Annotated in this window: 9 protein-coding genes; 6 read left to right on the plus strand and 3 right to left on the minus strand. The window is 62.7% G+C overall.

All coding sequences use genetic code 11. From position 1 onward, the window contains the following. Nucleotides 1-38 precede the first annotated feature (38 nt). From ACL9RI_RS00135 to ACL9RI_RS00145, 3 genes are read right to left on the minus strand one after another with little or no spacing between them, the layout of a single operon-like run. Nucleotides 39-1,844: a hypothetical protein gene (locus tag ACL9RI_RS00135; protein WP_422724599.1), complete on the minus strand. Its 1,806-nt coding sequence runs from the start codon at nt 1,842-1,844 to the stop codon at nt 39-41. A 12-nt stretch (nt 1,845-1,856) separates the two neighbouring features. Further along, nucleotides 1,857-3,566 (minus strand): molecular chaperone HscC, encoded by a 1,710-nt coding sequence (locus ACL9RI_RS00140; protein WP_422724600.1) that lies wholly within the window; start codon nt 3,564-3,566, stop codon nt 1,857-1,859. Beyond that, nucleotides 3,566-5,563, minus strand: coding sequence for a DNA topoisomerase IV subunit B (locus ACL9RI_RS00145; RefSeq protein ID WP_422724601.1), 1,998 nt, complete (start codon nt 5,561-5,563; stop codon nt 3,566-3,568). Before ACL9RI_RS00145 ends, ACL9RI_RS00140 begins: the two co-directional genes overlap by 1 nt. Nucleotides 5,564-6,035: 472 nt before the next feature. Between ACL9RI_RS00145 and kdpF the strand changes: the two genes are divergently transcribed. From kdpF to kdpE, 6 genes are all read left to right on the plus strand, one after another. Beyond that, the gene (kdpF, locus tag ACL9RI_RS00150) at nt 6,036-6,125 is read left to right on the plus strand and encodes a K(+)-transporting ATPase subunit F (protein ID WP_034746483.1); all 90 of its coding nucleotides are present in this window, start codon (nt 6,036-6,038) and stop codon (nt 6,123-6,125) included. Beyond that, nucleotides 6,125-7,930, plus strand: a complete 1,806-nt coding sequence (gene kdpA / locus ACL9RI_RS00155; protein ID WP_422724602.1) for a potassium-transporting ATPase subunit KdpA — start codon at nt 6,125-6,127, stop codon at nt 7,928-7,930. Before kdpF ends, kdpA begins: the two co-directional genes overlap by 1 nt. A 9-nt stretch (nt 7,931-7,939) precedes the next feature. Next, entirely contained in the window at nt 7,940-10,024 is a 2,085-nt protein-coding gene (gene kdpB, locus ACL9RI_RS00160) for a potassium-transporting ATPase subunit KdpB (protein WP_422724603.1), read from the plus strand. A 10-nt stretch (nt 10,025-10,034) separates the two neighbouring features. Next, nucleotides 10,035-10,610, plus strand: coding sequence for a potassium-transporting ATPase subunit KdpC (kdpC, locus tag ACL9RI_RS00165; RefSeq protein ID WP_422724604.1), 576 nt, complete (start codon nt 10,035-10,037; stop codon nt 10,608-10,610). A 92-nt stretch (nt 10,611-10,702) separates the two neighbouring features. Further along, on the plus strand, nt 10,703-13,456 hold the full coding sequence (locus ACL9RI_RS00170) for a DUF4118 domain-containing protein (RefSeq protein WP_422724605.1): 2,754 nt from the start codon (nt 10,703-10,705) through the stop codon (nt 13,454-13,456). Then, on the plus strand, nt 13,456-14,154 hold the full coding sequence (gene kdpE / locus ACL9RI_RS00175) for a two-component system response regulator KdpE (protein WP_183674826.1): 699 nt from the start codon (nt 13,456-13,458) through the stop codon (nt 14,152-14,154). The genes ACL9RI_RS00170 and kdpE overlap by 1 nt, the downstream gene beginning before the upstream one ends. The last annotated feature ends 118 nt before the right edge of the window (nt 14,155-14,272 follow it).

A 14,272-nucleotide genomic window follows, 5' to 3' on the forward strand; every position in this document is an offset into this window, starting at 1 on the left:
AGTAATTTAAATGGTTGCGGTTGAACGTATGGCGCTGATTATGACAGCCCGGGTTGGGACAAGGACATGCGGTACGACTGATAGATACTGCGTACGGTGAAGTACAGTACTGCTAGCGCCAGGACGATGGCCAGGCGCAGCAGCGGCTGCATTTGCCCGGCGTCCTGCTGATGGACCAGTATGAAAGAGGTGATGGCAGGCGCCAGCGCCACAGGCCAGCCTGCCTTCACGGTGAACTCACAGGGTGCGAGCAGCATGCCGATGCAAGACCAGGCAAACAGCGCTGCGCCGAGCAGGGCGGCAGGCAACAGATGCAGATACAGTTCCAGTATCAAGGCGATGCACACGACGATCCATGCCATGCGCAGCCAGGGCAGCATCGCTACGGTGCCGCCGCATGCAGCATACAGCCCTTCCTTGGCGCGGATGGCCAGCATCAGCGCGCAGAATGACAGCATCATGCCTTCGTTGCCGTTCACGGCAGACGTGCCGTTACCCATGATGATCAGGGTGGAAAACAAGGTCAGCCCTATGGTGTACAGCAATTGTCTGCCAGTCAGTAGTGAGCGGCTTGCGGCGCCGGCGAGCAGGGTGGCGAAGCATAAGCCGCTGGCAGTGGCGGTGCGCAGGGTGCTGCCTGGCGACGGTATGAAGTACAGTACGCCGACGACCAGGAACGGTACTATCCATCCCAGGTGCAGCAGGCCTGGCCGTTCGCGCAAGAAAGGCAGGCTTTCGACACTGCGTTCTTTCAGTGATTGCCAGCGCGCGAATAGCGGAGCAGGCCATTTGAAGGCATGCATCGCCATCAGCGCAAAAGCCAGCGCCTGGCAAAGCAGTAAATTGGCCCATTGCGGCTGCAGCAGCGGCAGGCGGCCTACGCCGGCAATGGTCGCCAGCATGAAATTGAGAGCGCAGCCCAGGCCTATCGAGGTGAGGGCCGTTTCCTTGAAATAGCGCTTGGTATGGACAGCGTGTTCCCAGCGTTGAAACAGATCTCCATCGAGTTTGTAGACCAGCATTTCCGGGTGGTGCCAGCGTACCGTCTGCAGCAAATCCTTGACCTCCTCCGTAAACGCCTGGTCGAACAGCTGGCGCCCGTAAGCCGATGGGGGCTGTTGCGACAGCAGGCAGGCGATGCCGCGATGCCGGTCGCGGTTGTCCAGGAACAGGGCGTAGGAACGGTCGGCCCGGTAGCGCGCCATGGCGTTGTGCATCAGCTCCGGGTGGTGGCGGGCTAAAAAGGCATGGCCTGCATTCCAGCCGAAGCTGTCGAACAGGGAGCCTCGGATGGCGATGTCGTAGTCCGCGCTGGCGCAGTAGTGCAGTGCGCACAGTTCGAACTCTTCGCGCACGTCGAGGTTGAGCAGTTCTGAACGTTGCAGGAAGTCGCGCAGCACTGCGTGCGGATCGTCATGCCGGGCTCGCACCAGGAAGGCCTGCCACTGGGCGTTCGCCTCTTCGATGGGATCGTGTACGCCGCCGTCCCATTTTTCGGGCGCTGCTGGTGTCTCTATTGCGGGCGCGTCTTCCTGTGCGACCACGCCCCACAGTTCGGCCGGCGCTGCCGGTGCTGGCTGGACAGCGGCCGGTTCGCTTTCCAGCGTCGGCTTGGCGGGCGCCGTTGTCTCTGCTTGCTGCGCTTGTTCCTGCCACTGCGCGGCAAACATGGGCGCATGGCGCAGCGCGAACTCATACGCGTCGCGCAATTGCTGGAAGGCGGCCGGGTCGTCATCGGGCCGCGTAACTTTCAGCTGCTTGGCATAAGCGCGCTTGATGGCGCGCTCGTCGCTGGTAGGCTCCGTGCCGAGGATATCCCACAGGCTGCGCTGTCCCTGATGCATGCCGTCGTTCATTTACAGAAAACTTTCGCTTTCAACCTGCCGCAGTGCTTCATCGAGCACCTGCCGCGATTTGCGGATGGTGTTCGGGTCCTGTGTCTCCAGCGCAGCCTGGAAGTTGGCCGTATGATGCGCCAGGTAATTGCGCACATCGCCCAGCGACTGTTCGTACAGGCGGTCGGCGCGTGAAATCAGGGTGCGGTTTTCGAGCTGCTCGCGCGGATGGATCTTCAGGTCGGCCAGCTCAAGGAAGCGCTGTTCGATCTGTTCCGGCGTCATCACGCCCGTGTTGTCGCTGATGACCATCTTGTGGCGTTCCTGCGTGGCCAGTACCGTCGCTTCCGCTTCCAGCACGCCGCTGATGTCATAGGTAAAGCGCACGTCGATGCCTACCTCACCGGCCTTTTTGGGCGGTATCGGGAAGGTGATTTTTCCCAGGAAGACGTTGTCGGCCACCATCCGCGATTCGCCCTGGTAGATCGTTACATTGATCTCTTTCTGGTTATCGTAAATGGTGGTGATGTTTTCCGTGCGCGAGACGGGCACCACCGAGTTGCGCTCGATGATGGGCATGTAGTGGCCGCCCTCATACTGGTTCGGTCCCACCTGGCGCGAGATGCCGATGCCCAATGAGTATGGCGCCACATCTGTCATCACCACTTCATCGAGGGCCGCGTCGCGCATCTTCAGGCCTGCCTGCACGGCCGCGCCCAGGGCCACGGCTTCATCCGGGTCCAGGTGGATGGCGGGGAAGCGGCCAAACATGCGCGAGACCAGTTTGCGTACCAGCGGCATGCGCGTGGCGCCGCCGGCCAGCACTACTTCATCGAGTTCCGAGGCGCGGATGGTGGCGTCGCGCAGCGCCCGTTCCACCGGCACGCGCAAGCGGGCCAGCAGCGGTTCGCACAACTGCGCCAGTTTGTCTTCGCTGATTTCCCAGTGATAGTCTTTATCCTGATAACGCGTGCTCATGCGCGCTGTCGGCTGCTCGGACAGCAGGCGCTTTACCCGCTCCGCCTCGTCGCGCAGCAACTGCTGCTGGCGCGCATCGAACAATCGGCTGCCGGCAGCGCTGCGTAAGCCGCTTTCTTCCAAAAAGGCGTCGACCAGCACGCTGACGAAATCCTCGCCACCGAGGAAATTGTCACCGGCCGAGGCGCGCACTTCCATCACGCCTTCGAACAGTTCCAGGATCGAGACGTCAAAGGTGCCGCCACCCAGGTCGAAGACGAGAAACTTGCTTTCCTGTTCCTTGTCGCGGATGCCGTAAGCCAGTGCGGCGGCCGTCGGTTCGTTCAGCAGCCGTTCCACGCGCAAGCCTGCCAGCTGTCCGGCGATGCGCGTGGCCTTGCGCTGGGCATCGCTGAAATACGCTGGCACGGTGATGATGGCTTCCTCGACCGGGTGGCCGAGAAAGGCTTCCGCATCTTCCTTCAGCGCGCGCAGCACCATCGACGACAGTTCTTCCGGGCGGAATTGCTGCGTGCCGAGCGTGATTTTCTTTTCGCTGCCCATATAGCGCTTGAAGACCGACGCCGTCAGCTGCGGGTGCGTCTGCAGGCGCTCGCGCGCGGCGCGTCCCACCAGCACGGTGCCGTCTTCGTCGATGCTGACGCACGACGGCGTCAGGTGTTCACCGAGTGCGTTGGGGATGATGGAAGCCTTGCCGTCGCGCCAGATGGCGGCCAGGCTGTTGGTGGTGCCGAGGTCGATACCGATGATCATCAGATATCCGCCTCCGCCTCATTGCCGTGTTCTTCGATCCAGGCGCGGCGTCCGGCCGCTTCGCCTTTACCCATCAGCATATTGAAGCGGGCGGCCGAGGCCATGTGGTCGACTTCGCCCAGGGTCACGGGCAGCAGGCGGCGCGTGTCCGGATTCATGGTGGTTTCCCACAACTGCTCGGCGTTCATCTCGCCCAGACCCTTGAAGCGGGAAATCGCCCAGGCGCCCGGTTTCACGCCTTCCTTGCGCAGCTTGTCTTCGATGGCCAGCAGTTCGCCGTCGTCGAGCGCGTAGATTTTCTGGATCGGTTTCTTGCCGCGCGCGGGCGCATCGACGCGGTACAGCGGCGGACGGGCGATGCAGATATGGCCCTTGGCGATCAGCGCGGGGAAATGCTTGAAGAACAGGGTCAGCAGCAGTACCTGGATATGCGAGCCATCCACGTCCGCGTCCGACAGGATGCAGATTTTGCCGTAGCGCAGGCCCGACAGGTCGGGCGTGTCGCCATGCGTGTGCGGATCGACGCCGATGGCCACGGCGATATCGTGGATCTCGTTATTCGCGTACAGGCGGTCGCGGTCCGTTTCCCATGAGTTCAGCACCTTGCCGCGCAGGGGCAGGATGGCCTGGAATTCCTTGTCGCGGCCCATCTTGGCCGAACCGCCCGCCGAGTCGCCCTCGACCAGGAACAGTTCATTGCGCGCGATGTCCGACGATTCGCAATCGGTCAGCTTGCCCGGCAAGACAGCCACGCCCGAGGATTTTTTCTTTTCCACTTTTTGCAGCGATCGCTGGCGCGACTGCGCCTGCTTGATCACCAGTTCGGCCAGTTTCTTGCCGTATTCGACGTGCTGGTTCAGCCACAGTTCCAGCGGCGGCTTGGAAAAGGTCGAGACCAGTTTCACGGCGTCGCGCGAATTGAGGCGTTCCTTGATCTGGCCCTGGAATTGCGGGTCCAGCACCTTCGCCGACAAGACGAAGGAGGCGCGCGCAAAGACGTCTTCGGGCAGCAGTTTCACGCCCTTGGGCAGCAGCGAGTGCATTTCGACGAAGTTTTTCACGGCGCCGAACAAGCCTTCGCGCAAGCCCGATTCATGCGTGCCGCCGTTCGAGGTGGGAATCAGGTTGACATACGATTCGCGCACGATGGCGCCTTCTTCCGTCCACGCCACCACCCAGGCGGCGCCTTCGCCTTCGGCAAAACCGTCGTTCTCGCCGTTGGCGTATTGCGCGCCTTCGAACAGGGGAATCAGGGTTTCGCCGCTGGAGGTTTGCGCCAGCGCTTCGGTCAGGTAGCCGCGCAAGCCTTCGGCATACATCCAGGTTTGCGTGTCGCCCGTCTTCGCGTTGGTCAGGGTCACGGTGACGCCGGGCAGCAGCACGGCTTTCGAGCGCAGCAGGCGTTGCAACTCAACTTGCGAAATCTGCGGCGAGTCGAAATATTTCGGATTCGGCCAGGCGGTCACGCGCGTGCCCGACTTCTTGCCATCGCGCGGCGCCGGCTTTGAATGCAATGGTTCGATCACGTCGCCATCGGCAAACACCATGTGGTGCAAGCCGTTGCCGTCGCTTTCCTTACGCCAGACGGTGATTTCCAGGCGCGAGGACAGCGCATTGGTGACGGACACGCCGACGCCGTGCAAGCCGCCCGAGAACGCGTAGGCGCCGCCCGAACCCTTGTCGAACTTGCCGCCCGCATGCAATCGCGTAAACACGATTTCCACCGTCGGCACGCCTTCTTCCGGGTGCAGGCCGACGGGAATGCCGCGGCCATTGTCTTCGACGGTGATGCTGCCATCCGTGTTTTGCGTGACGGCGATGTGCGTGCAGTGGCCGCCCAGCGCCTCATCGGAGGCATTGTCGATCACTTCCTGGATGATATGCAGCGGATTTTCAGTGCGGGTATACATCCCCGGGCGCTGCTTGACCGGTTCCAGTCCTTTCAGGACACGGATGGATGATTCGCTGTAGTCGGATGCTGGTTTTTTAGTGGCCATACGTGTTCAAGCTAAGTAAAGACAAGGGTTGGAACGCCAGGCCAGCGCGCTGCAGGCGCAATGACAGCGGCGGCGATAGCTGTATGAATATACAGTATATCCCGTCCAGCGTCACTGGGGGAGGGCAGGCGGCAGGCATGGCGTCCTTGTGCGGACGCTTGCGCATTCTATCTTGATCGGCGAGCAATAGCGCTACTCCTTGGCAACAATGGTGCGCCGCATCGTGATGTTTTAGTACTAATCTAGGGCAAATCCCACGATGTATATGCGCTGCAGCCCCGATTTTTACATGTTGTTTACATGGCGCTCCCCAGTCTTTACCAATTTTTTATACCCTTTTTGTTAACCTGTTTTTATCAACACAAACCTGAGTGAGGGTGGGAATGGATATCGTCTATATCGGCTTGATTGCCGTGTTTTGCGTGGTGGTGGCGGGTTTCGCCATCGCCTGCGACAAATTAGGGAGCGTGAAATGAACGCATTTTATGTACTGGGCGCCGTGGTGTCGGCCGGCTTGCTCGTGTATCTGCTGGTAGCGCTGCTCAAGGCGGAGGAGCTGTGATGACGACCCAATCGATACTGTTACTGGTGCTGTTCCTGGTGGTGCTGCTGGCCCTGGCGTATCCGCTGGGCCTGTACATGGCCAGGGTGGCTGGCGACGCGCCCGTGCCTGGCCTGGCCTGGCTGCAGAAATGTGAAAACCTGCTGTACCGCTGGGCGGGGCTGTCAAACGACAAGGCCATGGGCTGGAAAGGCTATGCCATCGCCCTGATCGTCTTCAACACCCTGGGCGCCTTCTTCGTGTACGGCCTGCAGCGTTTGCAAGACCTGCTGCCGTTCAATCCGCAGGGCCTGCCTGCGATTACCCCCGACTCCTCGTTCGATACCGCCGTCAGCTTCGTGGCCAACACCAACTGGCAGGGTTACAGCGGCGAACAGGCCATGAGCTACCTGACGCAGATGCTGGGCCTGGCCTGCCAGAACTTCTTTTCGGCTGCCACCGGCATCGCCGTGATCTTTGCCCTGATCCGTGGCTTTTCCTCGCGCTCGAGCAAATCGATCGGCAATTTCTGGGTCGACCTGGTGCGCTCCACCCTGTACATCTTGCTGCCGCTGTCGCTGGCCTTGTCCGTGGTGTTCATGGGCGAAGGCGTGATCCAGAATTTTTCGCCGTACAAGGAAGTGACCCTGCTCGACCAGGTGGCGTATGAAACGCCAAAAACCACGGCCGATGGTCAGCCTGTGCTCGACGCCGCCGGCAAACCGGTGATGGAAGCGCAAGTGGCCAAGACGCAGACGATCGCCATGGGCCCGGTCGCCTCGCAAGAGTCGATCAAGATGCTGGGCACCAACGGCGGCGGCTTCTTCAACGCCAATTCCGCCCACCCGTATGAAAATCCGAGCGTGATGTCGAATTTCCTGCAGATGCTGGCGATTTTCCTGATCCCGGCCGGCCTGTGCTTCACCTTTGGCCGCATGGTCGGCGACATGCGCCAGGGCTGGGCCGTGATCGCCGCCATGACCCTGATCTTCGTCGCCCTGACGGCAGGCGTGATGAGCGCGGAACAGCAAGCCAATCCTGCGCTGCAAACCCTGGGCGTGGACCAACAGCAAAGCAGCCTGCAATCGGGCGGCAATATGGAAGGCAAGGAAACCCGTTTCGGCATCAGCTCGTCGACCCTGTTCGCTGCCATCACGACGGCGGCTTCCTGCGGCGCCGTCAACTCCATGCACGATTCCTACATGCCCTTGGGCGGCATGGTGCCGCTGCTGCTGATGCAGTTCGGCGAAGTGATCTTCGGCGGCGTGGGCACGGGCTTGTACGGCATGCTGATGTTCGCCATCCTGGCCGTGTTTATCGCCGGCCTGATGATCGGCCGTACGCCTGAATACCTGGGCAAGAAAATCCAGGCCTATGAAATGAAGATGGTGTCGCTGGCCATCCTGGTGACGCCTGCCCTGGTGCTGACCGGTACCGCGATTGCCGTGATGGTCGATGCCGGCACGGCAGGCGTGGCCAATCCTGGCGCGCACGGTTTTTCGGAAATCCTGTACGCCTTTACCTCGGCTGCGAATAACAATGGCAGCGCGTTTGCCGGCCTGTCTGCCAACACGCCGTTCTATAACGTGATGCTGGCGATTGCCATGTGGTTCGGACGTTTTGCCGTGATCGTGCCGGTGCTGGCCGTCGCTGGTTCGCTCGCTGGCAAGCAGCGCCTGACGGCCAACTCGGGGACCATGCCCACGCATGGTCCGATGTTCATCATGCTGCTGATCGGCGTCGTCGTGCTGGTCGGCGTGTTGAACTATGTTCCGGCGCTGGCCCTGGGCCCCGTCATCGAACACCTGCAACTTTTCACCCAATAAGAGGCTACCATGTCACGCAAAAGCCTGACTTTATTTGATTCCGCATTGATAGGCCCCGCCATCGTCGATGCGTTTAAAAAACTCGACCCCCGCACGCAGTGGCGCAGCCCCGTGATGTTCGTGGTCTATGTGGGCAGCATCATCACTACCATGCTGGCGGTCCAGGCCCTGATCGGCAAGGGGGAAGCGCCATTCGGCTTCATCGCCGCCGTCGCCGTGTGGCTGTGGTTTACCGTGCTGTTCGCGAACTTCGCCGAAGCGCTGGCCGAAGGCCGCAGCAAGGCACAGGCGGCCTCCTTGCGCGCCCTGAAGCAAACCGTGATGGCGAAGAAGATGCAGACGCCAAAATACGGCACGGCCTGGCTGCCGACGCCAGCCACCGACCTGCGCAAGGGCATGACGGTGCTGGTCGAAGCGGGCGACGTGATTCCTGCCGACGGTGAAGTCACCGCCGGCGTGGCTTCGGTCGATGAAAGCGCCATTACCGGCGAATCGGCGCCCGTGATCCGTGAATCGGGCGGCGACTTCTCGGCCGTGACGGGCGGCACCCGCGTGCTGTCGGACTGGCTGCTGGTACGCGTTTCCGTCAATCCTGGCGAAGCGTTCATCGACCGCATGATCGCCATGGTCGAAGGCGCCAAGCGCCAGAAGACGCCGAATGAAATCGCCCTGACGATCCTGCTGGTGGCCCTGTCCATCGTGTTCCTGATCGTCACCGTGACCTTGCTGCCATATTCCCTGTTTGCCGTGGCGGCCGCCAAGAGCGGCACGCCCGTTACCATTACCGTGCTGATCGCGCTGCTGGTGTGTTTGATCCCGACCACCATCGGCGGCCTGCTGTCGGCCATTGGCGTGGCCGGCATGAGCCGCATGATGCAGGCCAATGTGATCGCCACTTCCGGCCGCGCGGTGGAAGCGGCCGGCGACGTGGACGTGCTGCTGCTCGATAAAACGGGCACCATCACCCTGGGCAATCGCCAGGCGTCGAATTTCGTGCCTGCGCCGGGCGTGACGGAACAGCAGCTGGCCGATGCGGCGCAACTGGCCTCGCTGGCCGATGAAACGCCGGAAGGGCGCAGCATCGTGGTGCTGGCCAAGCAGCGTTTCAATATCCGCGAACGCGAGATGGCCAGCCTGCACGCCACCTTCGTACCATTCACGGCGCAGACGCGCATGAGCGGCGTGGATATTCCTGGCGCCGATGAACACACCGTGCGCGAAGTACGCAAGGGCGCGGCCGATTCCGTGCGCAAGTATGTGGAAGCGCTGGGCCTGCCGTATCCGGAAGAAGTGGCGCGCGCCGTCGATGATATCTCGCGCCGCGGCAGCACGCCGCTGGTGGTGGTCGATGACGGCCGCATCATGGGCGCGGTGGAGCTGAAGGATATCGTCAAGGGCGGCATCAAGGAGCGCTTTGCCGAATTGCGCCGCATGGGCATCAAGACGGTCATGATCACCGGCGACAACAAGCTGACGGCCGCCGCCATCGCTGCCGAAGCGGGCGTGGATGATTTCCTGGCCGAAGCGACGCCGGAAGATAAATTGAAACTGATCCGCAGCTACCAGTCCGAAGGCCGCCTGGTGGCGATGACGGGCGACGGCACCAACGATGCGCCGGCGCTGGCCCAGGCCGACGTGGCCGTGGCCATGAACTCGGGCACGCAGGCCGCCAAGGAAGCGGGCAATATGGTCGATCTCGATTCGAATCCGACCAAGCTGCTGGAGATCGTTGAAATCGGCAAGCAGATGCTGATGACGCGCGGTTCCCTGACGACGTTCTCGATTTCGAACGACATCGCCAAGTACTTCGCCATCATCCCGGCCGCTTTCGTGGGTACATATCCACAACTGAAGGCGCTCGACATCATGCACCTGGCCAGCCCCTCGTCGGCCATCATGTCGGCCGTGATCTTCAATGCGCTGATCATCGTCGTGCTGATACCGCTGGCGCTGAAAGGCGTGCAGTACCGGGCCATCGGCGCGGCCAGCCTGTTGCGCCGCAACCTGCTGGTGTATGGCGTGGGCGGCATCATTCTGCCCTTTATCGGCATCAAGCTGATCGACATGATTTTGTCCGCCCTCAATTTCGTTTAAAGGTAATATCATGAGCACTATCGTTCGCCCCGCAGTCGTCCTGTTCGCCGCGCTGACCGTGATTTGCGGCGTGATGTATCCTCTCGCCACCACTGGCATCGGCAAGCTGGCCTTCAGCCACCAGGTCGATGGCAGCATCATCGAGCGCGACGGCAAGCCGGTCGGCTCGACCCTGATCGGCCAGTCCTTCACTTCGCCCAGGTACTTCTGGGGCCGTCCTTCGGCCACCACGCCGATGGCCAACAACGGCGCCGGCTCGGGTGGCTCCAACCTGGGGCCGAGCAATCCAGCCCTGGTGGACGCCGTCAAGGGACGCATCGCCGCCCTGAAGGAAGCCGATCCTGACAACACCACCGCCATTCCGGTCGACCTGGTGACGGCCTCGGGCAGTGGCCTGGACCCTGAAATCAGCCTGGCGGCCGCCGTCTACCAGGCGCGCCGCGTGGCCCGCGTGCGCGGCCTGCCCCTGGCGCAGGTGGAAAACACCATCGCCAGGCTGCAGAAAACCGCGTATATCGGCTTTTTCGGCGAACCGCGCGTAAATGTGCTGGAACTGAATCTGGCGCTCGATGCGGCGCAGAAGTAAGATAAGGGGCAGTCACTTCGTGATCGGCATGCACCCCATTGGGCCGCATGCCACCGCCGGCTTTGCTCCCTGTACTGACATAAAAGAGATCCATGCACCCCAACGACAGCCAACGTCCCGACCCTGATGCCCTGCTGGCACAGGTGCAGGCGCAGGAAAAAAAGGCCGCACGCGGCAGGCTGCGCATTTATTTTGGCGCGTCGGCCGGCGTGGGCAAGACCTACGCCATGCTCGCCGCGGCCCGCAAGATGCTGGCCGATGGTCAGGATCTGCTGGTCGGCGTGGTGGAGACGCATGGGCGCCAGGATACGGCTGCCCAGCTTGAGGGGCTGCCCCTGCTGCCGTTAAAAGCGGTCGAATACCGGGGCAAGACCTTGCTGGAGTTTGATCTCGACGAGGCGCTGCGCCGCGCGCCACCGTTGATACTGATGGATGAACTGGCCCATTCGAACGTGGCCGGTTCGCGCCATCCCAAGCGCTGGCAGGATGTCGAGGAATTGCTGGCCGCCGGTATCGATGTGCTATCGACCGTCAATGTGCAGCACCTGGAAAGCCTGAACGATGTGGTGGGCGGCATCACCGGCATCCGCGTGGCGGAAACCCTGCCCGACACCGTGTTTGACCGCGCCGATGAAGTGGTGCTGGTCGACATTCCGGCCGATGAACTGCTGCGCCGCCTGAAGCTGGGCAAGGTGTACAAGCCGCAGCAGGCCGAGCGCGCCTCGCAGAATTTTTTCCGCAAGGGTAACCTGATCGCCTTGCGCGAGCTGGCGCTGCGCCGCACGGCGGACCGGGTGCAGGATGACGTGCAGGCTTACCGCGTCGAAAAATCCATCAATCCCGTATGGAAGACGGGCGTGGCCCTGCTGGCCTGCGTGGGCCCGCGCGCCGGCGGCGAACACGTGATCCGCAGCGCGGCGCGCCTGGCTGGCCAGCTCAATGCGGAATGGCATGCGCTGTACGTGGAAACGCCCAACTTGCAGCGCCTGCCGGCGCGCGAGCGCGAGCGCATCCTGAAAACCCTGAAACTGGCGCAAGACCTGGGCGCGCGCACCGCCATCGTTGCTTCCGCCGATATCGCGGCCGCCGTCGTCGAGTATGCGCGCAGTGCGAATATCTCGAAAGTTATCGTCGGCCGTGGCCGTGCCGGCCTGCTGGCGCGCTGGTGGAATGCGCCGCCGGCGCAGCGCATGGCCAGCCTGGCGCCCGATGTCGACCTGATCGAAGTGGGCCTGCCTGCCAGTGATGCCCCGCTGCGCAGAGCCACGGGCGATGACGAGGCCGATGGACCGCGCCGTCCTTCGCGCCATTGGCGCTATATCTTTGCCGCTGGCGCCAGCCTGCTGACGGCTATCGCTTCGGTGCCGCTGCAGCCCTACCTGGACCTGGCCAATATCGCCATGCTGTCCCTGCTGACGGTGGTGCTGGTGGCCGTGCGCCTGGGCCGTGGACCGGCGGCGCTGGCCAGCCTGGTGGGCGTGGCCTGCTTTGATTTCATCTTCGTGCCGCCCCGTTATTCGTTTGCCGTCGGCGATTTCCAGTACATCATCACGTTTGGCGTGATGCTGGCGGTGGGCCTGATCACCGGCCATCTGACGGCGGGCCTGCGTTTCCAGGCCAGGGTGGCGTCGCACCGCGAGTCGCGTGCCCGCGCCCTGTATGAATTTTCGCGCGAATTGTCGGGCGTGCTGCAGACCGAGCAGATTTTCGACATCACGAAGAGCGCCATCGAACGGGCGTTCCGGGCGCGCGCCACCTTGCTGCTGCCCGATGAGCAGGGGCGGCTGCAGGCGCCAGCGAACGTGGCGGAGCTGGACCTGGGCATTGCGCAATGGGCGTTCGACCGCGCGGAAGCGGCCGGCACGGGCACCGATACCTTGCCCGGCTCGAACATCTTTTATTTGCCGCTGATCGCGCCGATGCGCACGCGCGGCTTGCTGGCGCTGCTGCCGCTCGATGAACCGAATCACCGCCGCTGGCTGCTGGTGCCGGAACAGCGGCAGCACCTGGACACCTTCGCCGCGCTGGCGGCCATTGCGCTCGAGCGTGTGCACTACATCGACGTGGCGCAGGGCGCGCTGGTGCAGATGGAATCGGAGCGCTTGCGCAATTCCCTGCTGGCGGCGCTGTCGCACGACTTGCGCACGCCCTTGACGTCGCTGGTGGGACTGGCCGAATCGCTGGCGCTGTCCAGGCCTGCCTTGTCGAGTGCGCAGCTGGACATGGCGCGCTCGCTGCAGTCCGAAACCGTGCGCATGAGCGCCCTGGTGGCCAATTTGCTCGACATGGCGCGCATCGAAAGCGGCCAGGTGCGCCTGAACCTGCAATGGCAGGCGCTGGAAGAAGTGGTCGGCAGTGCCTTGCGCGCCAGCCGTCCCCAGTTGCTGGGCCACCAGGTGCAGACGCAACTGGCGCCGGATTTGCCGCTGGTGCGCTATGACGCGGTGCTGGTCGAGCGCGTGCTGTGCAATCTGCTGGAAAACGCGGCCAAGTACACGCCGCCGGGCAGCACCATCACGATCGCGGCCAGGGTGCTGGGCCAGTTCCTGCAGGTGACGGTGAGCGACGACGGCCCCGGCCTGCCGCCTGGCCGCGAAGAAGCGATTTTTGAAAAATTCACGCGCGGCGAACGCGAATCGAACAAGCCGGGCGTGGGACTGGGGCTGGCCATCTGCCGCGCCATCGTCGAAGCACATGGCGGCACGATACGGGCGCAGGCGCAACTGCCCGGACAGGGCGCCGCCCTCGTGTTCACGCTGCCGCTGGGGACGCCGCCGGCCTTGCCCGAGCTGGAGCTCGACGAAGCAGAGGCGGGCGCCGATATCAATGACACAGGAAAAATATGATGAACGAACCTTCCGCTACTGCCTTGCTGGTCGAAGATGAGCCGCAAATCCGCCGTTTCGTGCGCTCGGCGCTGGAAGAAGAGGGCTGGCAGATTTTCGAGTCGGCCACCATGCAGCGCGGCTTGATCGACGCCGGCACGCGCCGGCCCGACCTGATCGTGCTCGACCTGGGCCTGCCCGATGGCGACGGCATCGATTTCATTGCCGATATCCGCAAATGGTCGGCCGTGCCCATCATCGTGCTGTCGGCAAGGGTCGATGAACAGGACAAGATCCGTGCGCTCGATGCGGGCGCCGACGATTACCTGACCAAGCCGTTCGGCGTAGGCGAGCTGCTGGCCCGCGTGCGCGCCACCTTGCGCCGTCAGCGCCAGCCCAGCGCCAATGAGGATGGCGTGGTGCAGTTTGGCGACGTGCGGGTCGACCTGAAAGACCGCCTGGTCACGCGCAACAAGCAACTGGTGCACATGACGCCGACGGAATTCCGTCTGCTGTCGGTGCTGGTGAAAAACGCCGGCAGGGTGGTCACCAACCCGCAACTGCTGCGCGAAGTGTGGGGGCCGTCGAATAGCGAAAACGGCCATTACCTGCGCATCTACATGGGCCATCTGCGCCAGAAACTGGAAGCCGATCCGGCCCAGCCGCAGTATCTGCTGACGGAAACCGCAGTCGGTTACCGCTTGCTGCTGCCGCTTTAATACCGTCCTTCCCCCTGTTTGAAAAGCGGTGCTGCGCGCACCAGGGGGATGCTTTACCCATTTTTTTTGCAGCATCGGGCCAGCTGCGCCATTTGGCAAAGGCCCATACCAATAATAA

Source organism: Janthinobacterium sp. Mn2066 (assembly GCF_049319705.1).
Taxonomy (GTDB): Bacteria; Pseudomonadota; Gammaproteobacteria; order Burkholderiales; family Burkholderiaceae_D; genus Janthinobacterium.